Genomic DNA, 26,475 nt, shown 5'->3' on the forward strand with positions numbered 1-26,475 from the left:
TTGCTTGCTTTTATAAGGATCAAAACATGCAACAAGAAGTCATCATTGTCGGTGGTGGAATGGTCGGATTAAGCCTTGCTCTTATGCTGGCTAAAACTAACATTGCAGTGAAATTGTTAGAGGCGATCAGCTATCCTAACTATGATGATGCTAACCTTGCACCATATCATTCAAGTTTTGATGCCCGTAATAGTGCGCTGTCACGTCGAAGCGTGCAAATTTATCAAGAATTGGAAATTTGGGATTCACTGCAACAATATGCAACGCCTATTTTAGAAGTAAATATCACAGAAGAAGGAAGCTTCGGTAAGGCACGTTTAATCGCGGCTCAAGAGAAAGTAGAGAGCTTTGGTCAAGTGATTGAGAATGCATGGCTTGGACGAGTATTGTTATCAGAGGTCAAAAAAAATCCACTCATTGAGTTAATTGATGGTGTTCAAGTGACGTCGCTTAAACAGGATGAGAATTTAGCTTATCTTGAAGCATTAAAAGCGAATGAACATTTGCAGTTTCAATCCAAATTAGTCATAGCAGCAGATGGACGTGATTCTTTCTGTCGAAAAGCACTCGGTGTTGGTGCATCAGTGTGTGATTATGATCAAGTGGCGATTGTCACTACAGTGCAGACATCCAAACCTCACTCCCATGTCGGTTTTGAACGTTTCAGCCCACTTGGTCCTTTAGCATTGTTGCCTTTACCTGGTGAATACCGTCGCTCTGTTGTTTGGCCAGTGCCTAAAGGTACTGAGGGAGAGTGGCTAGGTGATGGAAATGATCAGCATTTTTTAGATGCTCTTCAAAAAACGTATGGCGATCGAGCTGGAAAATTTGAGAAAACTGGACGTAGATTTAGTTTTCCTTTGTCTCAGGTTTTGGCTGAAAAACAAGCAGTAGGACGAGTTGTACTTATGGGTAATGCTGCTCATACGATTCATCCAGTCGCAGGTCAGGGTTTTAATTTGTGTATGCGTGATGCATATGTATTGACCCGATATTTAAAACAACAAGTCATCAAAAATGCCGATTTAGGTGAAGCTGCTGTACTGAAAGAGTATGAAAAATCTCGACTCAAAGATCAGCAACGTGTGATCAAGTTTTGTGATTCTGTGGTGCGAGGCTTTAGTAATCAAAATCCAATCCTAAAATTTGTGCGAAATACAGGTCTAATGTGCTTTGAAAATATTCCAGGTATTAAGCCACTCGTTGCCAATTATGCAATGGGGTTAAAAGCATGAATGATGCTATTTTAGATGTCGTGATTGTGGGCGGTGGTTTAGTCGGAGGATTAGCTGCTTTATTGCTGGCTAAAGGTGGAGTTCAAGCGACTGTACTTGATGCAGCACCGATATTGGATCACGAGAAGACCTTAAAATCATTGAATCCTCGTGTACTTGCATTGAGTCAAGCCACTATTCATTTGCTTAAGCATGTTGATGTATGGGATAAGTTGGCTCGTCAACAACCCTACACGGGAATGCAGGTGTGGAACAAAAATGGCTTTGGTGAAATCAATTTTGGAACATCAGCGCATTCTAAACCTGATCAAGCACAAATATTAGGTTCAATGGTCGAACCAAGTATCTTGAACCTTGCGATTCAGAGCATGATGATCGACCAGATTGATGATTACCGTACTCAGATTCAAGTGAAACGTATTGAGCAAGGAAATGGTTGTTGGATTCTTCATCTCGCTGATCAAACTCAATTGAAAACGAAACTTTTAATTGGTGCGGATGGTGCAAACTCATTCGTACGTGAACAAGCCATGATTGATTTGGATGTTTTGGATTATCATCAGGCTGGTATTAGCTGTGCGATCAAGACGGAACAAGCTCATCAACATGTTGCGAGACAAATCTTCTTAGAAACAGGGCCACTGGCTTTTCTCCCAATGGCAAGTTTAGAAGATCAAGAATATGGTCATTGGCAATCCATTGTATGGACTTTACCAGATGATTATGCAGACGAATTTGCGTCACTCTCAGATGAAGATTTTGTACAATTACTGACAAGAGAGAGTCATCATATGTTGGGCAAAGTATTAGCCGCAACGCCTCGAGCAAAATTCCCACTGAAAGCACGAGCTGCTCAACGATATATTAAAAATGGCTTAGCGCTAATTGGTGATGCAGCCCATGTTATTCATCCACTTGCAGGTCAGGGGGTGAATATTGGTTGCCTTGATGCAGCAATTCTATGCGATGCGCTACTTTCGGACTACGCACGTGGCGTTTGGGCTCATGAGCAAACTTTATTGAAATATGAGCATCGCCGTAAATTTCAAAACGATGCCATGATGCATAGTATGTCTATGATTGGGTGGATGGAATCTGCTCCTGTTTTTCCTATTGTTTGGGCGAGAAACTTTGGTTTGAAACAAGTTGAAAATATCAGTGCGTTAAAATCGGCGTTTATGTCGCAAGCGAATGGTTTGAGTCAGCTCAGTAATACAAGATATCAAGTGAATTGAAATCTGATCTAAAAAGAATCATCAGTATATATTTTTTTACCAATATGATTAAAAAATATACAAATGAGGTGCTTTAGATACTATGCGAACGATAAAGAGCTTGATACATTTCTCTAAAAATCAAAGCACGTTCCAATCAGGTGCGTGAAAACATTGATGGGGAGTTTGAAATGACAGACGCAAATGATTTTGATGACAACGAAGACAGTGTTGTAGACGAAAATGAATCACAAGCAGCAGAAAAAGGTGCGGCCGTAAGTGACGTTACTGTATCTGATGCCGATGTCGCGGAAGCTGAAACATTAACAGTGACAGCTAAACTCAAACAACGTCAGGCACTGGAAGATGAAGTTGCTGCTTTTCTAGCACGTGGTGGTCGTATTACTGAAGTTCCACCTGATGAATCAATAAAAGATTAATAAAAAAGCACCATCAATATGGTGCTTTTTTTATTTTGCTTAATCATTCGCACCACTGAGCTCTAGCGCGCGTTGATATGCGACTTTCTTTTTGATTCCGGTGAGATCAGCTGCAAGTTGAGATGCTGCTTTTACAGATAAATCTTGCAATAAGCGATTGAGTAATTTATCTAATTCTTCTTGATGCATGTCTTTTTCAGTGGCTGCTCCAGCAATGACCAGTACAATTTCACCTTTTTGCTGGTGATGATCATTTGCAATAAATGATTGTAAATCTCCAAGGGTCATTTTTTTGATTGTTTCGAAGGTTTTGGTAATTTCACGTGCAAACCCGACTTCACGGTCAGCCCCGAACACAGAGACCATATCCGTTACAGAGTCTAGGATTCGATGTGGTGCCTCATAGATGATCATGGTATGCGTGTTGTCTTTCAGTTTATTTAATTGAATAAGACGTTGTGATTGTTTCGAAGATAGAAATCCTTCAAAACTAAAGTGATCACTGGGTAGACCTACAGCGCTTAATGCTGCAATAGCTGCACATGCACCTGGAACAGGAACGACACGAATACCATGCTCCTGAGCTGCACGAACCAATTTAAAACCAGGATCACTAATCAATGGTGTACCTGCATCACTGACGAGTGCAACATTTTCACCATTTTTTAACTTATCGATAATTATATCAATTTTGTTACTTTCATTGTGATCATGGCACGCTGTAAGCGGAGTTGAGATATTATAGTGTTTCATTAAAAGAGCGGACTGACGTGTGTCTTCTGCCGCGATAAGAGAGACAGACTTTAAAACATCAATTGCTCTATAAGTCATGTCATCTAAGTGCCCAATTGGCGTCGCTACAACAAATAACTGAGCACTCATAAGGTTTCTCCATGTTGGATCTATTAAGAATAAAAAAAGAATTCATTGGTATTGGCTTATGTGGAATGATTTTCCAAGCCCAAGCGGAAGTATTGGTTATTTTACCTGATTCAGGCCCTATGGCGCGAGCAAGTAATAGTATTAAAAATGGTATTGATGAGGCTTATCAAAAGTCTAAAAGTGAAATGCCAATAAGATATGTCAATTCGGATCAAAAACGATTAAAAGAGATCCTAAAGATGCAAGTCAGTCAAAACACCAAACTTATTATTGGTCCATTAGCCAGACAGGATGTCGAAGCAATAATGAAAGAACCGCTTAAAATTCCTGTTTTAGCACTGAATGAAGTTCCTTCTAAGCATGCAAAAGTGTGGCAGTTTAGTTTATCGAAAACTGATGATGCTCAAGTTTTAATTAAACAGATTGAAAGTGATCGAGTTCAGCATCTCTATATCTTGCGTGAGTCTGGTACTGAGTCTGAGAGCTTAAGCTTTGTAAATGCCGTGTTTAAAAATTTTCATGGTAAATTTTCTCTAGTCCAACAATTGCCTGATATAAAGTCAAATGAAGGTGTGTTGCTTTTAGGCAGTATGGCGTGGATCAACTCATTGAAGAATAAGCCTTCAAAACGTTTGTATGTTCAGGCTTTTGCTATTGATCATAATATGGATATTCCGAGGGGAACTAAATTCTGTGATGTTCCAGTCATGGTTCAATTTTTAAAAAAACCTAATCAAACAACAGAAAATACTGCTGCATTCCAACGTCTCAATGCCTTCGGTCAAGATGTTTGGCGTTTGGCGGATTTGATGTTGAAAACGAAGAATCCTGATCAGATATCAATTCAAGGTCAGACTGGGCATTTGAGTTTTAAAGAGCATCGGATCGAAAGAAAACCTGCGTGTTTCGAGAAAACATGGTTTAGATTAAAAAATATTTAAGAGGACTTAAATGGATGAGTTCTCAACAATTAGGTATATGGGCTGAAGACCAAACTGAAAAAATCTTGATCTCACAGGGTTATATTGTGCTGGCTCGAAATTTTCATTCTCTTTATGGTGAGATAGATCTGATTGCTCAACGTGATCTTGAGCTTATATTTGTTGAGGTCAAAGCCAGATCAAAAACAACCTATGCTTCAGCCCTAGAATCAATATCATCGAGCAAGCAAATTAAAATTGCGAAAACAGCAATGTCATTTCTTCAAAAATTTCCAAGCTATACAGAGTTTTATTATCGTTTTGATGTGTTTTGTTTTGATTTTCATAAAAAAATTGCAAAACCGTTACAGCATGAAATTTCTGATATGGATTATGATCTTGAGTGGATTGAAAATGCATTTACAATAAATGCAGACTTGATTAATCTATGAACCGAATGAGCTAAGCCATTTCCAACAATAGAAAAAATTCAAGTTTCACGAGGAGACGGATTGAGTGTTGAAGCGTATTGTAATTTCGATGGCGTGTGTTGCTAGTCTTTCAGGCTGTGCAAGTTTTATTTCAGGTGGAACTGGCGCAGAACCAGTTGGGGTGGTGAGTGGAGCTCGTTCTTTAGGTCAGGTATTTATTGACTCTTCAATTGAACGTACAGCAAAGATCAATTTATACAAATTGGATGCTCGTTTTAAACAATCTCGAGTCAATGTGAATAGCTTTCACAGTAATGTCTTGTTAACAGGTCAAGTGCCTGATGCGCATTTGAAACAGTTAGCAGAAGATAACGTTCGAGCGATGAGTGATGTGAAATCTATTCATAATTACATCACAGTTGGTCCTCAAATTGGTTACTCTACCATCATGCAAGATGCGACTGCGACAGCGAATACACGTGGCTTAATTATGCGTGCGCCAGTTGTTTCAGACAGTAAAGTCTTGGTTCATACTGAAGATGGCGTGTTATATGTGATGGGACGCTTAAATACAGCTGAAGAGCAAGATCTCATTGAAGTTTTACAACGAGTAGGGAATGTCACGAAAATTGTTACTTTGATTGATAACGTGGAATCTGCTCAAGTAGGCGCAGGTGTTCAATCATCATCACTTATGAACCCTTCAGCGGTGAGTACTCAACCTTATGTTGAAACACCCGTCGCAATTGATCCTGATGCTGGTGTTAGTTACCAATAATGTCGAATAAGATTGCGCAATTTTTTCCGAAATCAGTTCAGTTAAAACTTACCCAGTTGAATCAAAAACTGAATGCTTTTCGCCCATATAATTTGGGTGGTTTGGCATTAAATCAATTGACCTCAAATAAAGGCTATTCTGTAAAAAGAAATATTGCTTATGGTCTTAAAGCTCGGCAACGACTGGATCTTTATGTTTGCCAAGCGCCAGCGAATAAACCTTTAGTTATATTCGTGCATGGTGGTGCATGGAGTAGAGGAAGTAAGGACGATTACAAGTTTCTTGGAGAAAGTTTGACACGTGCTGGATATAACCTCGCCGTAATAAACTATCATCTGGCGCCAGAACATATTTTTCCTCGTTACGTAACTGACCTTGCAGATTCAATTCAATATTTAATCAAAAGTGCTGATAAATATGGTATTTGTGCAGATCAAATAGCGCTTATCGGACATTCTGCTGGTGCTTTTAATGTGATGTCACTGATTTACCATCCTTCATTCATTGACTTTGAAGGACGAGATCGAATTAAAGCGTTGATTGGTTTGGCTGGACCCTATCACTTTAACTATCTAGGTGATCATTTATCTGAACATGCATTCGATAAAGCAGTAAATTTCAAAGCGGTGATGCCATACTATTTTGTAGAGAAAAATAATATTCAGCACTATATTTTTCTAGCAGATCAAGATACGTTGGTAAAAGATCATAATTCTGAAGAGATGCATCAAGCACTGTTAGCTGTAGAGAATCATAGCCAGCTCATTCGGGTGCCTCGTACTGGACATGTATCAATCATGGCAACAACTGCCACATTATTTGATCGACTCTTCAAAACTCGATCTCTCATCCTGAAAGTTTTAGAAGAGTCCTTCAAATAAATCTATAACGATTCGGATTTGAGTTATTCAGATTTGAAAGGAGTATTGTGAATGACATGTTGAATCATGGCATGCGCAATACTTCCTGCAAATGGAATTTCTGGTAAGTCATCAAATTTAAAGAATTGGGCATCACTAATTTCATCTTCTTGAAGCACAATTTCACCTGAATCATACTCGGCTCGAAAAGCAATCATTAAATTACTTGGGAATGGCCAAGGTTGGCTGGCAAGATATTGAATATTTTTAACGTTTAGACCAATTTCTTCCATGGTTTCGCGTTGCACAGCCTCTTCTAAAGTTTCACCAACTTCGACAAAACCTGCAATCAAACCATACATATTGGATTTATTTTTTGCATTTTTCGCGAGCAAAATTTCATTGTCACCTCGTGTAATTACCGTAATGACACAAGGTTGAACACGAGGGTATTGGTGATAATTACATGCTGGGCAGATCATGGCATATTCTGAACGGTGCACATCTGTTACTGTACCGCAATGACTGCAAAATTTATGATTACGACGCCATTCTAATAATTGAACTGCTCGACTCGCTTGTTCAAATTGTTGCTTAGACCATTGAGTGATCAACTGTCGGATTGGCACAAGTTGATAACCTTTAGGAATTGCTTCTTCAATATGTAGATCTCGTGCAATTACTTGATCACCAGATTGGAAAATCAGATCACTCTCTAAACGTTCAACACGTGGTAATTGGAAGTTTTCATCGACGAGAAGTTGATGTTGTTTAAAAATATAAGCAACAGAGAGTTCAGACATTAGGCAACCGCTTTAATTTTTTGACTGCTGATGAGTGCAGTCTCAGATACTGATTTATGAATAGGATAATCATACTTCAAGCCATCAAGATGAAGTTCTAGACTGGCAAGCACATCTAGAATGTGCTGAAGTTGTTGGTGGGTGAGTGATTTCTGAATATCGTAATAGTGTTCAACCGCCTCAGCACTATTTTTTAGCGCATTACTTAATATTTGAGCATCAAGAAATAGAGCAGCACCGCTTAATTGTCTTAAATTGGTTGTGATGTTTAATAAATCATTTGTGTCTTGAGCATCATTGTTTTGAAAAAGTTTATCGCCTAGTTCTTGCAAGAGAATTCGAGCTTCTTTTTGCAGCGTTTCATGCGCATCATCTAACCGATCCAGTGATATATTCATATTATTCACATCAAGTTGAATGCGAGTTGGTGCAAAATTTCGCTTCAAAATCCCGATAGAGTTCATAGCCGACAGCATGCTGTTCATTAATCGTTGAGCAAAATCGGCATTTTGTTGAATATAGGTTCGATGAAAATGCTCTGCTTGCAGTTTCATTTCTGCATAAGCTTCATTAAGATTCATCACTAAAAAGATATTTGCCATACGATAGAGCTTTAAGCGAATATCTAAAATTTGATCGTCAGTAAAACTTTGATAGTGACTTTCAATATCTAACCTTAATTGATTCAATTCTTCTGTAATCAAGTGAGCAACGGTATCGATTGTTCTTTGATCAGGTCCAAACAGATGGCGACTAAAAATTTGTAGTTGAACATCAGTCAAAATGTTGTCCGAGATTTGAAAATACTCACGAAGCATTTGTGAATCGTAGTTTTCTTGGCTAATACAAATCGCTAAAGCATTAGCAAAGTCAGTTTCATCGACCTGAAAATGCTGGGGTGCATTTAAAAACTCTCGGATCTGACTGCCAACTTTAGCCAACCATTTTAGGCGTGCATCACTGAGAATGAGTTGGTCAAGTTGATTAAATGCGATTTGCATCAGAAGCCAATATTGTTGACTCGGTGTTTCAAGAGAGAGCAGTGCTATATGATCTACAATGAGTTTAAAACGATCAAAATAGTCTTCAGTTTCATTTTGCGTCACTAATTTTATTAAACAATCTTTATATAGTGTATTCCAATAATCAGATGAATTAATCTGATTCGATGAAGCTTGCGGTGTTAAAGTTAATTGTTTCTGAGTGGTCTGAATTCCATTACCCAAAGCTGTGCAAGGGATGTTCAATACTCGCTCAAGATGGTTAAGTGTATCTAAGAGAAATTGGGGGACATCGACTTCACGTAAGCAAATAAATTCGATATATCGCTTTAGCATCGTTGTACCATCACTTAATGCAGCAGCGTATTTCAGGTTTTTTGCAGTTGGATTTTGCATCATCTTTGACATGACTTGCGCGCAGTAGTGTGCAAGTTGTGCGAGATGAGGAAGCTGGATCATGGCAAAAACTTGATTGGATTGTTCAAGTCGAATGAATGAGTCATCTATCCCAAAAGGAAGTGTTTGATCCTCAATAAGCTCTGATACTGTATTTTCGACCTGATCGATGATTTGATCAATTTCTTTTTTAACAATAAGTAATGCTGTAGGGTCTAAATAAATTGAACTTTGATAAGACATCGATCGAAACCTATGTTGGCCGTTAATTTTGCTCAGACCCAGATAAGGGGAATTTTTGCTCTAAATGAATATAGCCGAACTGATCGTACTTTACAAAATGAATCAAGCAGATGGAAGATTATTTAGCAAATAAGCACGGCTCGCCATTTTTTTCTTGGTAATCTTCGATCCATTTTTGGTGTGCTGCTAATTCCTCATCAGAAGCATAAATGATTGGTAAATCTACCTCAATTTTTTGGTACTGATTTTGTCCAGTTTCAGAATGATGATCATGCGCTGAGAGTGCATCGATATCAAATGAAACTTGACCACCTGTCATGGCTAAATAAACATCTGACAGAATTTCTGCATCCAGTAAAGCACCGTGGAAGGTACGATCACGCTGTGGAACTTCGTAGCGCTTCACTAATGCATCCAATGAGTTCTTTTGACCTGGATGTTTCGCTTTTGCCATTGCAAGTGTATCAGTCACTGTGCAGACTTCTGAAAGCGTACCAAAGCCAGCACGTTTGAACTCCATATCTAAGAAGTTCATATCGAAAGTTGCGTTGTGTGCGATAATTTCTGCACCTTTTAAGTACTTGTACAGTTCAGCAGCGATTTCTTCAAATATAGGTTTATCTTTCAAAAAATCATCAGAAATACCGTGAATTGCTTCAGATTCACCGACTGGTTTTTTGGGATTGATATAAATGTGAATTGAACTTCCTGTCAGTTTACGATTGATCATTTCAATCGCACCCACCTCGATAATACGGTCTGTATCTTGATAATAAAAACCTGTAGTTTCCGTATCTAAAATCAGTTGGCGTGGTCCTTGTAAATTTAAACGAGCAGGCGTGACCACAATATGTGGATGCGATTTTTCAGCTAACTGAGGAACGCTTTGATCTACAGATTCAGAACCTAAGTCCTGTGCATCAACTGTCTTAATAATATCCTTAATAATATCTGAGGAGTTTGAGGTGACTTCGTCCGTGCGGTATTTAGCTTGATCATCATTTTGTGCTAAATCAATTTCCACTTCTTCTTCGACTTCTTCATCTTGATCATTGAGATCTAAACCAAACGGATCATTGAGCAACCAATCTTCAGACTGTTTTTTTTTATCATTCGCTTGCAGGGAATTTTTTAATTGTTCAGCCGTTTGGTCAGCGCCTTGATTAGCTAACTGATCTGCCATTTCATTGCCTGGATGTCCTGCATGACCTTTAATCCAGTTCCATTCAATGTCTCGACCTTGACAAACTTGATCCAAAGTTTGCCATAAATCAGGATTTTTTACGTCTTTCCAATTTTTCTTTTTCCAACCACTGATCCATTCAGTAATACCGCGTTTTACATAGTTTGAGTCTGTCCAAATGATAAGCTTTGTATCAACAGGACAAAATTTGATTCCTTCGATTGCAGCGGTTAACTCCATACGATTATTGGTCGTGTCTGGTTCACCACCACATATTTTATGTTCTGTATCCTTAGTGATGATGTAAGCACCCCAGCCACCTAGCCCAGGATTACCACGACATGCGCCATCAACATAAAGTGTTATTTCAGACATAGTTTGAACCAATCAATCGAATAAAGTGTTGAACATCAAGTTCGGAAATTTTATTGTATACGTAAATGCGAAACATCAGTGCGATAACTGGATATTTTTTAATGTCTTGTAACATTTATAAGCAATTACTCATCAAGAAGAGACTTGCCTGAACAACGAGCTCCTCTAAAATGGCTTATATACAATAAATTTACTATGCGTCTTTCGGAATTTGTATGTCTAAAACAACCACCGCAGTGTGGCAGCCATCTGCAACTTTTTTATTTAAAATTTCAGTAATTACTTCCGCAGTAACCGGATTAGGCGTAATGACTGGCTGTACAGCGAGTCCCACTTCTGCAAAGACGCAAAAGTCGAATCAACTCGGCATGTTAGATGCCAGTAGCTTAGATTCACTTGAAGATCTTTTATCTGCAACTGATATGCGTGCAGTTGAAGGTGATCGTTTACTTATTTTAAAACACGGCGATGTTTGGAAACGTATGACCGTTGGTTTTAAAATGGATGAAACAAAGTGGGATCCACGGATTGATGCTCAAAGAAGTTGGTTTATTACGCGTCAGCCTTATCTGGATCGTTTATCCGCTCGAGCTTCTCGTTATCTTTATCATACTGTAAAGGAAGCAGAGCGCCGTGGATTACCTACTGAACTTGCTTTACTTCCCGTCATTGAGAGTTCCTATGATCCAGCTGCAACGAGTTCAGCGGCAGCTGCAGGGATGTGGCAATTCATCCCAAGTACAGGTCGTATTTATGGATTAAGACAGACCAATTTGTATGATGGACGTCGTGATGTAGTTGAGTCTACACGTGCAGCCTACGAGTTTTTAGGAAGTTTATATAACCAATTCGGTTCATGGGAATTAGCTTTAGCGGCTTATAACGCTGGTCCTGGACGTATTCAACAAGCGATTAACCGTAATAAGGCTGCTGGCTTGCCTACAGATTATTGGTCATTACGTTTGCCTCAAGAGACAATGAACTATGTTCCACGTTTCCTTGCGGTTGCACAGATTATCAAATCCCCTGAAAAGTATGGCGTCAGATTACCACCAATTGCGAATCGTCCTCACTTTAGAGAAGTTCCAGTTCCAGCAGGTGCGAGTTTAAACGAAATTGCTTCTCTGACAGGCTTAAGTCGTGCAGAACTTTATCAACTGAATCCAGGGCATCGTGGTGATATCATTGATCCTCAAAGTCCACAGCGAATTTTAATTCCAGCAGATTTAAATCCAAATATTGATCGTAAACTGAAAGCACTCAAACCAAGCAGTACAGGTCTATGGACGAGCGCTTCAAGCCCTGTTTCTACATCTACGCCAGCAACCACAATTACAACGACAGTAAATACACCAAAAGCTTCAAATGCTTCCGTATTGGCAACTCAAACAGTGAAGCCAGTTAATAATACTCAAACAGCTTCAGTTTCTACAACAATTTCAACTTCGAAGGGTAGGACTCCTTCTGGTTCTGATGCATTGGCAGCTTTTGCTGCTTCGGCAGTGGTGCCAAGCGCACCTCGTATACCTGTTGCTGTTACACCGGCGCAAAATGTTAAACCTGTACGTGTCGAACCCGAAATCACTGCTGAAGAAAAAGCCAAAATCTTAGCTTCAATTGCACCTGAAAAAACTACAACAACTACGAGTTCTGATCAAATTATTGCCTCGGTCATTGAACCACAGGCCACTGAAGCAGAAAAAGCGGAAGTCGTTAGAGAGATTAGCGCCATTGCACCTCAAGGTACTGAGATTGTCGATCCGTTGGATGGCAAGATTAAATTAACTGCGATTCAAACAAGTCAATCTGTGGCAGCAGGACAAGGTTCAGAAGTTAAAGTTGGCTTTGCTTATCCTAAATCTGTGGCAGAAAGTACATTGCCTACTTCTGAGGAAGCCCAGCTTAATCAAGGTAAGGCATTTAAGAAAACTGAAAGTGAAGTGGTTGTAGAACCACCTAAGGGTAAGCGTAGTACGTATACGGTACTCCCTGGTGACACGCTAGCAATTATTGCAATGAAAAACGGCGTAAGTTGGAGAGATATTGCAAAATGGAACCAAGTAGATCCAAATGCAACCTTATATGTAGGTGCGACTCTATATCTCTACGATGCTAAACCAGTAGCATCTGCTCAGAAAACGGATATAAAGCCAGCAAGTTATATTGTAAAAGCAAATGATAGTCTGACTAGTGTTGCAAACCAGTTTGATTTGAGTGTCCAACAATTGGCTGAATTGAATGGTCTAACTATCAATAGTAATTTACTGGTTGGACAGAAGTTAAATCTAATCCAGTCTCAAGCATCTAAATCAAGCAAAACAGAACAAGCTGTAACAAAGGTCCAAACGAAATCTTATACGGTTAAACGTGGCGAATACTTAAAGTTAATCGCTGATCGATATGGACTTTCGACTCAAGAGTTAGCGTCATTAAGCTCAGGACTGAAAGCTGATAGTAGCCTGTACGCGGGTCAAAAAATTAATGTTCCTTTAGAAGAAGTGCAATCTGCTACAGCTTCATCAACAACTCGCGCGAGTAATGCTAAAACTGTACCTGAAATTCAGACTGAAACTTACCGCGTACAACGAGGAGATACGTTGTACAACATTGCAAATGCGCATAAGTTAACCGTTGTTGAGTTGGCGACACTGAATAATTTGGATATTGAAAAAGGATTGATGGTTGGTCAAACCATTAAAGTACCAGCGGGATCTAAAGTACCAGAGCAATATGTTGTTCAATCAGGCGATAGCCTGAATGCCATTGCAAGCAAATATAATCTTTCTGTTGCACAGTTAGCAGAAATGAATGGCTTGCGAACGAATGCTGGATTACAAGTTGGGCAAAAGCTGAATTTGAAAGAAGATGAAAATAAAGCTTCCACTAAGCAGAGTTCGACACGAAATAATTCGGTTGCTGAGAAAGTGGAGTTTCACACTGTGAAGAGTGGAGAGACCTTAGCAAGTATTGCGCGACAATATGATATGCCGCTTCAATCATTACTTACGTTGAATGATCTAAACTCGAGATCAGTCCTTCAAATTGGTCAAAAATTAAAAGTAAGTGGCGATGTTGAAAAGACGGCTGCAAGTACAGAAAAAACACCAGTCCGTCAATCAAAATCGCGTGATACAGAGGATTATGCTGTCAAATCAGGCGAGTCTCTTCATGTTATTGCTACACGATTTGACATGACTGCAAAAGAACTTGCAGACCTCAATAAGTTAAACCTACGTGCTGGATTGCAAAGAGGCCAAATTATTCAAGTTCCTAAAGTGGTCACAGATTATAAAGTCCGTAGTGGTGATTCCCTGTACAGAATTGCGAATCGATTTGGTATAGACATTGATCAGCTTGCAGAAATGAATGGTTTGAAACCAAACACACCTTTACAGATTGGTGCTACGATTAAAGTTCCACATTCTTAAGTCTGCTTAAGCAATCAGGAATTTCATATCGAGATGCGCATTTCATCAACTTTGTCAAAAGCAAAGTTTATTTTCCTCGTCTTGCCCATTCATATCAGTGCATGGGCAAATCTTCAAACGACGCCTTATATTGCTTTACAGTCAAAACCGAAATATCTGAATTTAGATGCGATGCCATATGCCAACCCAGACGCACCAAAGGGTGGAAAGTTGGTGAAAGCGGCTGATGGGACATTTGATAATCTAAACGGTATGAATGGGCAAGGAAGTTGGGTTGAAGGTACAAATTACTTGTTCGATACGCTATTTTCCAAGTCATTAGATGAACCAAATGTGTTTTATCCACTTTTGGCTGAGAAAATTCAGTTTGATCCAACCCGAACAAAATTTGTGATTTTTCATTTAAATCCACGTGCTCGATTTAGTGATGGATCTCCTGTACTGGCTGATGATGTTAAATTCACGTTTGAAATGTATTTAACCAAAACCAATCCCGGTTTACAGATGTATTTGTCTGATTTAGATAAAATTCAGGTTCTGTCTAAACATGCCGTAAAAATGGTATTTAAATCAGAAAGTAATACTGAAATGCCAGCAATACTTTCACAGATGCCAATTTTTTCTAAAAAAGATTGGCAATCTAAAGATTTTAGTCGAGCAACACTCAAACCCATTTTAGGATCAGGGCCATATACAATTAAAAATCTTGATGCTGGTCGTAGTATTACCTATCAGCGTAATCCCCATTATTGGGCTAAGGATTTACTTGTAAATCGTGGTCGTTATAATTTTGATCAAATTAAATATGTTTATTACCGTAGTTCGGACATTGCATTTGAAGGATTTAAGGCTGGACAATATACATTTCACCAAGAGAAATTTGCTCGTAAATGGAAGACGGAATACAACTTTCCAGCATTTAACTCAGGGTTGGTTAAAAAATATAGTGTAGCTTTACAAAACCCTGCTCCGACACAAAGTATCGTTTTTAACACACGAAAAAAACCGCTAAACGATATCTATTTTAGACAAGCAATGACCTATGCTTATGACTTTGAATGGCAAAATAAAGCATTGTTTTATCAACAATATCAACGTTTACAAAGTCATTTTCAGTTTAGTGAGCTCGAAGCAAAGTCAGTCCCAAGTCCAAAAGAGTTAACAATATTAAAACCTTATTTATCTCGGTTGCATCCTTTACAACGAGAAGGGGTATTAAAAGCGTGGAAATATCCCATCACTGATGGTACAGGCTACAATCGTAAAGGCTTACTCACTGCTCGGAAAATTTTAATTGAGCAGGGGTATTCATTTAAAAATGGTAGTTTGCATGCGCGTGATGGAAAACCAATTCAATTAGAATTGCTTCTTCATCAAGAAGGCTTACAACGGACGCTCATGCCTTATATTCGAAATTTAAAAAAATTGGGTATTCAGGTTTCGATTCGGCAAGTCGATATGCCTCAATATTTACAGCGGATGCGTCAATATGATTTTGATTTAACCACGATGGTGATGCCGCAATCGCTTAATCCTGGGAATGAGCAAGCGCAATTTTGGAGTAGCCATGCTGCAAATGAAGAGGGAAATTATAATTTTTCTGGTGTAAAAAATAGCGTTATAGATGAAATTATACAACGTATTATCCATGCGCCTAATCGTGAAAAATTAATATTAAATACACGTATCTTGGATCGTTTATTACGTGCAGGATATTATCAGATACTTACTTATGGAAATGATCGTGAATGGTATGCGTATTGGAATATGTATAAACAACCACAGATTAAACCCAAACTCGCTGTTGGTGAAGATTATTGGTGGGTAGATCAACAGCAAGCTCGCAAAGTGTCTGCTTATCTTGGTCGAAGTAAAGGCTCACGTTAAAGGTTAAATTTATGGGTCTTTATATACTTAAACGACTTTTGCTGATCATTCCCACTTTATTTTTGATAATGCTGATCAATTTCGCCGTCGTTCAAATTGCTCCTGGTGGACCTGTAGAACAGGCAATACAGAGAGCTGAACAGTTTCAAGGCATTGGTGTTGTGTCTGGTTCGACATCTCATATCAATGAAGTCCAGAGTCATTATCAGGGTACACGAGGACTCAGTCCTGAAATGGTCGAGCAGATCAAAGCGCAATATGGATTTGACTGCCCTGTGCATGAGCGCTTTTTTCTAATGCTAAAAGGATATTTTCAACTCGATTTTGGAACGAGCTTTTTTAAAAATAAATCAGTAACAACATTAATTTTGGAAAAAATGCCAGTCACGATCTCCCTTGGATTATGGAGTACCTTACTGATCTACAGTATCGCCATTCCTCTAGGGATCAGCAAAGCGAAAAGACATGGCAGTCTGTTTGATCAAACGACCTCCTTAATATTGGCGGTAGGTTATGCAGTGCCAACTTTTGTATTTGCTATTCTACTTATTATGATTTTTTCGGGGGGATCGTATTTACAATGGTTCCCATTACAAGGATTGGTCTCTGAGAATTTTGCTGAACTCAGTTTTATTGATAAAGTTAGAGATTATTTTTGGCATCTTACATTGCCTGTCCTTACTATTATATTAGGTGGATTTGCGACCCTCACATATCTAACAAAATACTCTTTTATGGAAGAGTTAAATAAACAATATGTGACGGCAGCTCGTGCTAAAGGTCTGACCGAGCAACGCGTTTTATACAATCATGTTTTCCGTAACGCCATGTTAATCGTTATTGCAGGATTACCTGAAGCACTGATCGGAATTTTTTTTGTTGGTAATCTATTTGTAGAAATTATATTTAATCTTGATGGTTTGGGTTTGCTTGGATTTGAGGCAATTCAGCAGCGTGATTATCCCGTGATTTTTGGAACATTGTTTATCTTTACGTTGGTCGGTCTAATTTTGAGATTACTCAGTGATGTTCTATATCAATTGATTGATCCAAGAATCAATTTTGATCGTCGAGGAGCATAAAAATGTCTCCACTTTTCGATCAACGAGTTTCAAAATTTAAGTCACATCGACTCGGATACTTCAGCTTCATTTTATTTATCGCGATCTTTATTTTATCCTTGGGGGCAGAGTTTATTGCCAACGAAAAACCAATACTTATTTATTATAAAGAAGAAATTTATTTCCCAATTTTTAAGCCTTATCCTGAAACAACATTCGGTGGTGTCTTTGAGACTGAGGCTGATTATAAAGATCCAGCTGTTCAAGAATTGATTAATGAGCATGGATGGCAGATTTGGCCTATCATCCCATTTTCATATCAAACACCTAATTATGAATTGGCAGAAGCTGTACCATCTCCACCGACCTCCGTGAATTGGTTAGGCACAGATGATCAAGGTCGTGATGTCTTGGCAAGATTAATATATGGTATTCGTATCTCTTTGCTGTTCGGCATTGCACTTACTATTGGATCTGCATTCATAGGAATTACCATTGGTGCTGTCCAAGGCTACTTTGGCGGTTGGTTGGATCTGATCGGTCAAAGGCTGTTAGAGGTGTGGGGTGGTCTACCAATGTTATTTATTGTGATGATCTTAGTGAGCATGTTTACACCAAGCGTATATTGGCTGTTTTTAATTATGCTGATGTTTGGTTGGACTGCGTTAGTTGGTCTTGTTCGTGCAGAGTTTCTGAAAGCCAGAAATTTGGACTATGTGCGAGCTGCGAGATCACTCGGTGCTACAGATAGTCAAATTATTATCAAACATATTTTACCCAATGCTATAAGTTCGTCACTCTCACAGCTTCCTTTCATTCTTACCGCTAATATTACCGCACTTACAGCTTTGGATTTTCTGGGCTATGGTTTGCCACCTGATACAGCCTCAATTGGTGAAATTTTACTGCAGGGTAAGAATAATCTATCAGCACCGTGGCTGGTTTTATCTGGATTTTTTAGTCTAGCAGTTGTGTTATCTATTCTTATTTATATTGGGGAGGCAGCTCGAGATGCATTTGATCCAAGAGGCTAAACCAATACTTGAAGTCAACAAGCTCAATATTCAGTTGAATGAACAAAAAATCTTAACTGATTTGTCTTTTAAGCTAAATGCGGGTGAGACAGTAGCCATTGTTGGTGAAAGTGGTTCAGGAAAATCTCTAGTTTGTCTAAGTCTTCTAGGTCTTCAAGATCGCGCTCTAGACTTAAGTGGTGAAATCATATTTCAAAATGAAGATCTGCGTCTAAAACACGAAGATCAGTTGCGCTTAATACGTGGCAATAAGATCGCGATGATATTTCAAGAGCCAATGACGGCACTAAATCCATTACATACAATTGAAAAAATTATTTCAGAACCTTTATGGCTGATGGGGCTTAAGAAAAAAACCATTCGAAAAAAAATAGAAGAAGTGCTTTGTGATGTAGGGTTGGGGAGTTCATCAGACATCCTCAAGCGATATCCACATCAGTTGTCTGGTGGACAGCGTCAAAGGGTGATGATCGCAACAGCTCTGATTTCGGAACCTCAAATTTTAATTGCAGATGAACCAACAACAGCCCTTGATGTATCACTACAGAAGCAAATTTTAAATTTAATTAAAGACCAAGCGCATCAAAAAAATATGGCCTTAGTTTTGGTTAGTCATGATTTAAGGTTGGTGCAACAATATGCTGATCAAGTATTGGTTTTGTCTAAAGGTGTCACAGTTGAACAGGGTGATGTCTCTCAAATATTCCTGCAGCCTCGCCATGAATATACTCGACTGCTCCTTAATCAGCAGTTTGATTCGATTTCACCTATCAGTGAACAGGCCAAAGAACTTTTAAATACTGAACATCTTCGAGTGCGGTATCCACCTAAGCTGAATTTTCTGAATGTATTTAAAACTCAATTTATAGCGGTGGAAGATTTAAGTTTCCAGCTTAAACAAGGAGAGTCGCTTGGTATTGTAGGTGAAAGTGGGTCTGGAAAAACCAGTGCTGCACTCGCGCTTGCACGACTCATAGAGTCAACAGGTACCATTGAATTAAATCGTATCAATCTCAATCAGTTGTCTGACAAGCAACTTAGAGCGCATCGAAAAGATTTTCAAATCGTTTTTCAAGATCCTTTTTCGAGTCTCAATCCAAGAATGGATGTTTTGTCGTTATTAACTGAAGGGTTAAGATTAAAAAAATTGAGAAAGAGTGAAAAATTAAATCTCGCGATTCAAGCCCTTGAAGAGGTTAATCTCACAAAAGAATTTCTTGATCGTTATCCTCATCAAATGTCGGGTGGACAGCGACAAAGAGTATCGCTGGCCAGAGCACTTATTCTGAAACCTCAATTACTCATTCTGGATGAGCCAACATCTGCATTAGATCGCAATACACAAATAAAATTGGTGAAATTACTTCAAGATATACAGCAGAGAACAGGGATCAGTTACATCTTTATTAGTCATGATCTGAAAATTGTGAAAGCGTTATGCCATCGAGTTATGGTGATGAAAGATGCAAAAGTTTTAGAAATTCAAGAGACAGAACGTTTATTCCGTGCACCGATTCATGCTTATACGCAACATCTTATACAAAGTAGTTTATAAAAGTTATTTGACAAGAAGGATTGTCAATTCTAGACTGAAATTCAGGGAAGTCACGCCTAATTGGTTTTAGGTTTAGATAAGCACAAAATTGAGAACTTCAAGATGAGTAAAATTGCTGAGCCGATTCAAATTCGCAATACAACTTTCAAAAATCGCATTATTAAAGGCGCAATGAGTGAAGCTCTAGCGAATGCTGCTGGTGAACCAAATCATTTGCACACAGGCTTGTATGAAGCTTGGGCAAGAGGAGGTTTAGGGTGTTCAATCACAGGAAATGTGATGGTTGATCTACGTGCGAAGAATGAGCCTGGTGTCGTCGTGGTCGAAAATGAGCGAGATTTACCTAAATTAAAGGCATGGGCTGACCTAGGTAAACGTTATGGTATGGTCCAGCTTGTTCAATTGTCTCATCCGGGCAGACAGTGTCCTAAAGGCTTAAATAAAGAAACTGTTGCACCGTCTGCTGTTCCATTTAGTGCTATGTTGGCTACTACCTTTGCTACTCCACGGGCTCTCGAGCATGAGGAAATCCTAGATCTAATCCTAAGGTTTGCAACCTCTGCAGCGATATGCGAAAAAGCGGGCTTTGAAGGTGTTCAATTACACGGTGCTCATGGATATTTAATCAGTGAATTTCTATCGCCACTGACCAATAAGCGTAATGATCAATGGGGTGGCAGCATTGAAAATCGTATGCGTTTCTTATTAGAAATTTATAAAGCTGTTCGAGCTGCAACATCCGAGAATTTTATCGTTTCAGTGAAATTGAATTCCGCAGATTTTCAACGAGGTGGAATTACTGAAGAAGAAGTGATTCAAGTATTTAAAGCTATTGATGATGCAGGAATCGATTTAATTGAAATTTCAGGCGGTACGTATGAAGCGCCCGCAATGGCAGGTGCTAAAGCTGAACAGCGTAAAGCAAGTACCATTGCACGTGAGGCTTACTTTTTAGATTTCGCAGAGAAAATACGTCAAGAAGTAAAATGCAAACTGATGGTTACAGGTGGATTCAGAACCGTTAAAGGGATGAATGATGCTTTAGAAAGTGGTGCATGTGACTTTATTGGAATTGCACGCCCGCTCGCTGTAGAAACGGATTTAACTGATCGTTTGATTGCAGGACACGATGTTAGATATGCAGTAAAACCAATTAAAACAGGGATTCCATTTATTGATAAAATGGCAATTATGGAAATTATTTGGTATGCGGCACAATTCAAAGCGATTGGTGAGGGTAATCAACCTAATCCAAAACTTTCACCTTTAAAAGTTTTTCTGAATTATGCAAAAGGAAATGTGAAGGCTATCATTCAGGGCAAAGTTAATTCAAGAAAATCTGCATAGTATAAATCAATACATATAAGGAGCCTTTATGGCTCCTTATTTTATGCGGCGAGTTAAAACTAAAGCGCAAGTGTTTGAAAAGGGAAAAGTAACTTAGAGACTTCTTGGGTTGCCCATAATCCGATCGCTCGTGGATGATAGTAAGGTGATAGATATGGAATTAATAATGCGAGTTTATCGTTTGTATCATCTAATGAATGACATTGATGTTTGATCTGTTCAAGTTCATGTTGATTATTGTATTTTGATAGCCAGTTTTGATCTCCTGTTACAGGCATTCTTTTTAAACGAACAGTTAATGATTCCCCTTGAATCCAGTCTTTGATCAGCATTTTCTCAGTTGCATTAAACACACCAAACATTTTGCCATCACTATCGTGAATAAGTTTCCAAAAACGACTTTCTTCGACAGGCCTGTTTTTAATAATCCATTGTTTATCAATTAAGATTTGAATAAATTCAGATATTAATTCAGGTTGAGCGAGCCATTCGTTAATTGATCTGCCATTAAATTGACATTTTTGGTTATGGATATGTTGACCGACAACTGCTTTTCTTTGCAGAAGTTGATAAACGCTTTGAGTCAGATCAATTTCTCGGATGATATTTGTTGAGCTCAAGCCAAGATCATTCATTTGGAAACCCATTTTCACCAGTTCAAGATATTTTGATTTATCTTGAGCTTGATGATAATGATCAATAAATGCCTGTATTGATTTTTCAGCATGTCCATTGTGTGCATTATCAATTGTAATATGAACATTAAAATAATGAGGATCAATTCCAAGTTCTGCTAACTCATAATTGGTGATTAACAGGTGTAGTGGTAATTGTTCATAACCCAAGTTAAATCCAATTACCAGTGGAAATAAATCATGTGATATATATGCGAGAGCAAGTTGAACAGCGGCTTGTTCAAAATAAATATCATCTAAATAATTAATGTACGGTTCAAGCTCGAAATGTCGTAGTAAGCTTTGATACATGCAAACATGATTTGCTTTAGCATCTCCCAAGCCAAGTTCTTCTAAGTAGATATAGCTTAGATCTTTGTTCTCAAACAAAGAGGGGTGCGTAAGAGATGAATATAGCCATGAGCCATCTGCATATTTAACTGGAGCAACTTTATATAAAAACTCTAAAGCATGAGAGATGGTTGGAAAGTAGTCACGCCCAAGGCCTGATTTTCGTTGATCTAGATAACTTTGAAATTTAGAACAAGTTTGATCATGTTCGTGTTGTATATGTTGCCTAACTTGGTCTACCTGATCAATCCATGATAAATGAGTCGTATTGAGTTGATCGAATAGGGAAAGAACATAGCTTTCGGCATATTCTGTTTTACATTCACGATTCACTTTAGGGTCTAAAAAAAACTCAACCCAGTCTTTATTTGTTTTAGGACTAATTGTATTTAATTGTGATGGGGATGCTAGGGGATTAAGTACGGTGTTGTCCAACATCATCTTCTCCAAGCGTTATTAAGGGTTTAAACCACCATAACCTGCAAAGATGATAATGTTGTTTATTTTGTGTTCGATTTTTAGGGTGACTAAGTTATAAAAAAAAGCCCAAGTCTTAAATGCTTGGGCTTTTTTATGAGATGTATCATCTCGAATATGGCGTCCCTACGGGGATTCGAACCCCGGTTACCGCCGTGAAAGGGCGATGTCCTAGGCCTCTAGACGATAGGGACAGTGCAGAAATATATTTTAAACCATGTTATTTCAATTGAAATTAATGGCGTCCCTACGGGGATTCGAACCCCGGTTACCGCCGTGAAAGGGCGATGTCCTAGGCCTCTAGACGATAGGGACTTAATAAAATCTACTTCTGAAAATTGGCGTCCCTACGGGGATTCGAACCCCGGTTACCGCCGTGAAAGGGCGATGTCCTAGGCCTCTAGACGATAGGGACGTTTCAGAGGTGGGCGTATAATAGGGTGAAAATAGGGGGGTGTCAAACGCATTTCAGCAAAAAAATTAAAAAAATGGTGTGTTCGTATGAAAATAAAACAATATTGAATTTAAAGGCTAAATTTAGATCAAATCTCCAAGAAATATTAGAAAAGCATTGGAAAAATAGGAACTGTCTAAGCAAAAAAATAGCGACCGAAGTCGCTATTTCAAAATCAAGATTTATCGTGATAAAACAGGTAATAACTGGCATAGCATACAGCAATGAACGCTAAACACCCGAAAAAGCTAATACGCATACTTGGATCAAATACCATACTTAAGCATGTGATAAAACAGAACACAAAACCTAAGATTGGGACAATTGGAAATAATGGAGCAGCAAAGCCCAGCTCTTCTTTTTTGCGCCCTTGCTTATACCAATCGCGTCTGAAATTAAATTGGCTTAAACAAATACTCATCCACACAACGACCATTGTAAAAGCAGCAATACCTAATAAATTGGTAAAAATAGTCTCAGGTGCGAATTGTTCTGACAATAAGCCTGGTAACCCACCGATCATTGTCACGATCACTGCAACATAGGGGATACCACGTGCATTCACTCTAGAAAATACTGCAGGGAGCTGCTTTTTGTAAGATAAAGACCACATCATGCGTGACGCAGCAAACAAACCAGAGTTAGCAGCTGATAATAAAGCGGTAATAATTACAAAACGGATGATATCTTCTGCATAGGGAATACCAATATGCTGGAAAACAGTCACAAATGGAGAGCTACTCACACCTTCAGCAGCTAAGCCAGCTTCTTGATGTGGAAGAAGTGACGTTACTACAATGATTGTACCTACGAAGAAAATCAACAGACGAAAAATCGCTGTATTAATCGCTTTAGGAACATTTTTAGCTGGGTCTTTAGTTTCACCAGCAGCAACCCCAATTAATTCTGTTCCAGAGAATGCGAAGTTTACGATAAGCATCGTAGCAAAAATTGGGAATAGACCTTCAGGGAACCAACCTTGAGCAGTTAAATTGCTAAATAAAGGCGCCGTTTCGTAACCTTGATAGCCAATTACGCCAAAAATTGCGAGTAGGCCTAAGAGAATAAATGCAACAACAGTAATAACTTTAACTAAGGCCAGCCAAAATTCAGATTCTGCGAACCATTTTGTGGAAATCATATTTAAAACAAATACGAATACACCAAAGACTATAGTCCACATCCACATGGAACTATCTGGGAACCATTCCTGCATGAGGAGGGCGGCGGCTGTAAATTCAGTTCCTAAAGTAACCGACCAAGTTAACCAATATAACCAAGTGATGGTATAGCCTGTTCCTGGTCCAATATATCTTTTGGCATAAGCACCAAACGAACCAGACTCAGGCATATGAACGGCAAGCTCACCTAAACACAGCATAACCATGTAGGCGATAATCCCGCCAAGGATATAAGAAATAATGGCACCTACAGGCCCCGTTTGTGCAATGACTTCACCCGAACCTAAGAAAAGTCCAGTACCGATTGCGCCGCCAAGCGAAATCATAACCAGATGTCGAGTACTCATAGCGCGTTGTAAAGGCGCAGAATTGCCCTGATGCGAAGCATCATTCGGAGATGAGTGCATAGGATTGAAAATTCGAAACAAATGAAGCGAGTTATTGTAGTGAAAAACTACAATTCTTCAATGAAATAATAGTAATTTTGAATATTGAGTGATCGTATGAAACGATAATGGCGTCCCTACGGGGATTCGAACCCCGGTTACCGCCGTGAAAGGGCGATGTCCTAGGCCTCTAGACGATAGGGACGTTGCGAGGTGCTTGTATATTAAGGATAGACATTTCAATTGTCAAAAGCTTCGTATCAAAAAAAGTTTTAATCGTTCATACATTAAGCAAAAACAATCAATTAGTTTTAATTTTGATTAAACTGACAACAATAAGATTTTTCATGTATTTAAATAACATGGAGAGAAGGTCCTCACTATAAAAAAACGATCCGCTTTATATTCATCATATCAAACCAGCCATCTGTAAAATTTGATAAGATGACGTGGTAAGACAACGAAGGAAAGAGGCGTGTTGCCATTTAAACTCTGGGTGGATGCTGATGCATTACCTAAAATTTTGCGTGAAGTCATTTTAAGAGCTTCTGATCGTTATCAACTTGAAGTAACTTTTGTCGCCAATCAAAATGTAGGAATAACTCCTTCTGTTCGTATTAATTCAATACAGGTGATGAGTGGAGCAGATCAAGCTGATAAAGAAATTATCGAACGTATGAAAGAGCATGATATTGTCATGACGCAGGATATTCCTCTAGCAGCTCAAGTCATCGAAAAGGGTGGCGTTGCAATTCATCCACGTGGTGAAATTTGGACAGAAGCTAATATTAAGGCACGATTACATTTGCGTGATTTCATGGAAACTTTGAGAGGGGCTGGCGTTCAAACCGGTGGACCACCGCCAATTTCAGAAAGAGATAAGCGTGAATTTTCAAGTGCTTTGGATCAAACGATTCAAAAACAAAAAAGAAAAACTGCCTGATTTATCTTATCAATCGAGTTCACATGCCAGAAAAATCTAAACTTATGCTCATTTATGCCTTATTGGTCATCATCTGGGCAACAACTCCACTTGCGATTGTGTGGAGTGTAGAAGATATTTATTTAATGTGGGCATTGGTGATTCGATTAGGCTTGGCACTGCCTATCGCGGCATTGCTTCTCATTGTTTTAAAGGTAAAATTTCCTTTAAATTCAATTGCATTGCATAGTTATTTTGCTGGTTCATTTAGCTTGATTGGTTCACAATTTTTTACTTATGTAGCTACTGATTATCTAAGTTCTGGCATGATTGCACTGATGTTTGGATTAGCACCAATTATGGCGGGGCTTATTGGAAAATTTATCTTTCAACAAGATTTGCATAAGCTGCAATGGTTAGGAATGATCGTCGCGATTACTGGGCTCGTAGTGATCAGTTTTACTGGATCATCACAACATATCCATCCCATTGGAATTGGTTTAATGTTGCTTAGCGTTTTTTCATACGCAATGTCAATTTTTTGGGTAAAAAAAATAAATGCTGATGTAGCACCGATGGCACAGGCGACAGGTTCAATACTGGTTTCTACCTTTGTTGCATGTTTAATTGTGCCATTTATATGGAAATATTTACCTACTGAATTACCTTCAATGAAGTCATTACTTGCGATCATATATTCTGTTGTTATGGCTTCATTAGTGGCTATGTTTTGTTATTTCTATTTGGTCAAAAAAATCCAACCGACGACATTGTCACTGACAAATGTAATGACTCCAGTTCTAGCACTTGGTGTAGGCGCTGCATTTAATCATGAGAAATTAACGCTAGGTATGATACTGGGAGCAATGATCCTACTTCTGGGATTGTTTATGTATTTTTATCGGGATATAGAAGCGAATCAGAAATTTAAACAAAAAGTATTAAAGCCTTAAGTTG

The 26,475-nt window shown here is 38.7% G+C and carries 21 protein-coding genes and 4 tRNA genes; 15 read left to right on the top strand and 10 right to left on the bottom strand.

The genetic code is table 11. The annotated features are described in order from the left end of the window. The first annotated feature begins 26 nt into the window (after nucleotides 1–26). The 3 genes from AC1M9J_RS04785 (at nucleotide 27) to AC1M9J_RS04795 (ending at nucleotide 2,889) form a co-directional block, all read left to right on the top strand. Entirely contained in the window at nucleotides 27–1,235 is a 1,209-nt protein-coding gene (locus AC1M9J_RS04785) for an FAD-dependent oxidoreductase (RefSeq protein ID WP_481595863.1), read from the top strand. Beyond that, nucleotides 1,232–2,470, top strand: a complete 1,239-nt coding sequence (locus tag AC1M9J_RS04790) for an FAD-dependent monooxygenase (protein WP_481595864.1) — start codon at nucleotides 1,232–1,234, stop codon at nucleotides 2,468–2,470. Before AC1M9J_RS04785 ends, AC1M9J_RS04790 begins: the two co-directional genes overlap by 4 nt. A gap of 170 nt (nucleotides 2,471–2,640) precedes the next feature. Beyond that, nucleotides 2,641–2,889: a hypothetical protein gene (locus AC1M9J_RS04795; RefSeq protein WP_035269751.1), complete on the top strand. Its 249-nt coding sequence runs from the start codon at nucleotides 2,641–2,643 to the stop codon at nucleotides 2,887–2,889. Nucleotides 2,890–2,928: 39 nt separating this feature from the next. On the opposite strand, the gene rsmI is transcribed toward AC1M9J_RS04795, so the two are convergent. Then, the gene (rsmI, locus tag AC1M9J_RS04800) at nucleotides 2,929–3,771 is read right to left on the bottom strand and encodes a 16S rRNA (cytidine(1402)-2'-O)-methyltransferase (protein ID WP_481595865.1); all 843 of its coding nucleotides are present in this window, start codon (nucleotides 3,769–3,771) and stop codon (nucleotides 2,929–2,931) included. Between the two features lie 11 nt (nucleotides 3,772–3,782). Between rsmI and AC1M9J_RS04805 the strand changes: the two genes are divergently transcribed. From AC1M9J_RS04805 to AC1M9J_RS04820, 4 genes are all read left to right on the top strand, one after another. Further along, nucleotides 3,783–4,712 (top strand): penicillin-binding protein activator, encoded by a 930-nt coding sequence (locus AC1M9J_RS04805; RefSeq protein WP_481951974.1) that lies wholly within the window; start codon nucleotides 3,783–3,785, stop codon nucleotides 4,710–4,712. 14 nt (nucleotides 4,713–4,726) lie between these two features. Next, nucleotides 4,727–5,143, top strand: a complete 417-nt coding sequence (locus AC1M9J_RS04810) for a YraN family protein (protein ID WP_180027924.1) — start codon at nucleotides 4,727–4,729, stop codon at nucleotides 5,141–5,143. A gap of 64 nt (nucleotides 5,144–5,207) precedes the next feature. After that, nucleotides 5,208–5,900 carry a BON domain-containing protein gene (locus AC1M9J_RS04815; protein ID WP_035266827.1) on the top strand — a complete coding sequence of 231 codons (693 nt, stop codon included), beginning with the start codon at nucleotides 5,208–5,210 and terminating at the stop codon, nucleotides 5,898–5,900. Continuing rightward, nucleotides 5,900–6,781 (top strand): alpha/beta hydrolase, encoded by an 882-nt coding sequence (locus AC1M9J_RS04820; protein WP_092766808.1) that lies wholly within the window; start codon nucleotides 5,900–5,902, stop codon nucleotides 6,779–6,781. Before AC1M9J_RS04815 ends, AC1M9J_RS04820 begins: the two co-directional genes overlap by 1 nt. Before the next feature lie 23 nt (nucleotides 6,782–6,804). On the opposite strand, the gene nudC is transcribed toward AC1M9J_RS04820, so the two are convergent. The 3 genes from nudC to dnaQ all read right to left on the bottom strand — a co-directional run bounded on the left by nudC (nucleotide 6,805) and on the right by dnaQ (nucleotide 10,761). Beyond that, the gene (nudC, locus tag AC1M9J_RS04825; RefSeq protein ID WP_481595867.1) at nucleotides 6,805–7,563 is read right to left on the bottom strand and encodes an NAD(+) diphosphatase; all 759 of its coding nucleotides are present in this window, start codon (nucleotides 7,561–7,563) and stop codon (nucleotides 6,805–6,807) included. Beyond that, entirely contained in the window at nucleotides 7,563–9,203 is a 1,641-nt protein-coding gene (locus tag AC1M9J_RS04830) for a chemotaxis protein (protein ID WP_481951975.1), read from the bottom strand. Before AC1M9J_RS04830 ends, nudC begins: the two co-directional genes overlap by 1 nt. Nucleotides 9,204–9,321: 118 nt before the next feature. Beyond that, a complete protein-coding gene (gene dnaQ / locus AC1M9J_RS04835) occupies nucleotides 9,322–10,761 on the bottom strand; it encodes a DNA polymerase III subunit epsilon (protein ID WP_481595869.1) in 1,440 nt (479 codons plus the stop codon). Nucleotides 10,762–10,976: 215 nt separating this feature from the next. Between dnaQ and AC1M9J_RS04840 the strand changes: the two genes are divergently transcribed. The 6 genes from AC1M9J_RS04840 (at nucleotide 10,977) to AC1M9J_RS04865 (ending at nucleotide 21,073) form a co-directional block, all read left to right on the top strand. Further along, on the top strand, nucleotides 10,977–14,189 hold the full coding sequence (locus AC1M9J_RS04840) for a LysM peptidoglycan-binding domain-containing protein (protein ID WP_481951976.1): 3,213 nt from the start codon (nucleotides 10,977–10,979) through the stop codon (nucleotides 14,187–14,189). A 33-nt stretch (nucleotides 14,190–14,222) separates the two neighbouring features. Further along, complete coding sequence (locus tag AC1M9J_RS04845; RefSeq protein WP_481951977.1) at nucleotides 14,223–16,076, top strand: extracellular solute-binding protein; 1,854 nt, start codon at nucleotides 14,223–14,225, stop codon at nucleotides 16,074–16,076. An 11-nt stretch (nucleotides 16,077–16,087) separates the two neighbouring features. After that, nucleotides 16,088–17,158 carry a microcin C ABC transporter permease YejB gene (locus AC1M9J_RS04850; RefSeq protein ID WP_481951978.1) on the top strand — a complete coding sequence of 357 codons (1,071 nt, stop codon included), beginning with the start codon at nucleotides 16,088–16,090 and terminating at the stop codon, nucleotides 17,156–17,158. A gap of 2 nt (nucleotides 17,159–17,160) precedes the next feature. Then, nucleotides 17,161–18,171, top strand: a complete 1,011-nt coding sequence (locus AC1M9J_RS04855; RefSeq protein ID WP_481591818.1) for an ABC transporter permease — start codon at nucleotides 17,161–17,163, stop codon at nucleotides 18,169–18,171. Next, a complete protein-coding gene (locus AC1M9J_RS04860; protein WP_481951979.1) occupies nucleotides 18,149–19,726 on the top strand; it encodes a dipeptide ABC transporter ATP-binding protein in 1,578 nt (525 codons plus the stop codon). The genes AC1M9J_RS04855 and AC1M9J_RS04860 overlap by 23 nt, the downstream gene beginning before the upstream one ends. A 102-nt stretch (nucleotides 19,727–19,828) precedes the next feature. Next, nucleotides 19,829–21,073 (top strand): NADH:flavin oxidoreductase/NADH oxidase family protein, encoded by a 1,245-nt coding sequence (locus AC1M9J_RS04865; protein ID WP_481951980.1) that lies wholly within the window; start codon nucleotides 19,829–19,831, stop codon nucleotides 21,071–21,073. A gap of 59 nt (nucleotides 21,074–21,132) precedes the next feature. On the opposite strand, the gene AC1M9J_RS04870 is transcribed toward AC1M9J_RS04865, so the two are convergent. From AC1M9J_RS04870 to AC1M9J_RS04895, 6 genes are all read right to left on the bottom strand, one after another. Continuing rightward, complete coding sequence (locus tag AC1M9J_RS04870) at nucleotides 21,133–22,536, bottom strand: iron-containing redox enzyme family protein (RefSeq protein ID WP_481608708.1); 1,404 nt, start codon at nucleotides 22,534–22,536, stop codon at nucleotides 21,133–21,135. Nucleotides 22,537–22,693: 157 nt separating this feature from the next. Further along, nucleotides 22,694–22,769: transfer RNA gene (locus tag AC1M9J_RS04875), tRNA-Glu, on the bottom strand. Nucleotides 22,770–22,814: 45 nt separating this feature from the next. Beyond that, nucleotides 22,815–22,890, bottom strand: a tRNA-Glu gene (locus AC1M9J_RS04880). Between the two features lie 24 nt (nucleotides 22,891–22,914). Then, nucleotides 22,915–22,990: transfer RNA gene (locus AC1M9J_RS04885), tRNA-Glu, on the bottom strand. Nucleotides 22,991–23,204: 214 nt separating this feature from the next. Continuing rightward, the gene (locus AC1M9J_RS04890) at nucleotides 23,205–24,617 is read right to left on the bottom strand and encodes an amino acid permease (RefSeq protein ID WP_035266846.1); all 1,413 of its coding nucleotides are present in this window, start codon (nucleotides 24,615–24,617) and stop codon (nucleotides 23,205–23,207) included. 108 nt (nucleotides 24,618–24,725) lie between these two features. Continuing rightward, nucleotides 24,726–24,801, bottom strand: a tRNA-Glu gene (locus AC1M9J_RS04895). Between the two features lie 270 nt (nucleotides 24,802–25,071). Between AC1M9J_RS04895 and AC1M9J_RS04900 the strand changes: the two genes are divergently transcribed. Both AC1M9J_RS04900 and AC1M9J_RS04905 read left to right on the top strand, forming a co-directional pair. Continuing rightward, nucleotides 25,072–25,539, top strand: a complete 468-nt coding sequence (locus AC1M9J_RS04900) for a YaiI/YqxD family protein (protein WP_035266848.1) — start codon at nucleotides 25,072–25,074, stop codon at nucleotides 25,537–25,539. Nucleotides 25,540–25,562: 23 nt separating this feature from the next. Then, nucleotides 25,563–26,471 carry a DMT family transporter gene (locus tag AC1M9J_RS04905; protein WP_481588953.1) on the top strand — a complete coding sequence of 303 codons (909 nt, stop codon included), beginning with the start codon at nucleotides 25,563–25,565 and terminating at the stop codon, nucleotides 26,469–26,471. Nucleotides 26,472–26,475: the final 4 nt, after the last annotated feature.

It is taken from the genome of Acinetobacter sp. ANC_7588, from assembly GCF_056783995.1.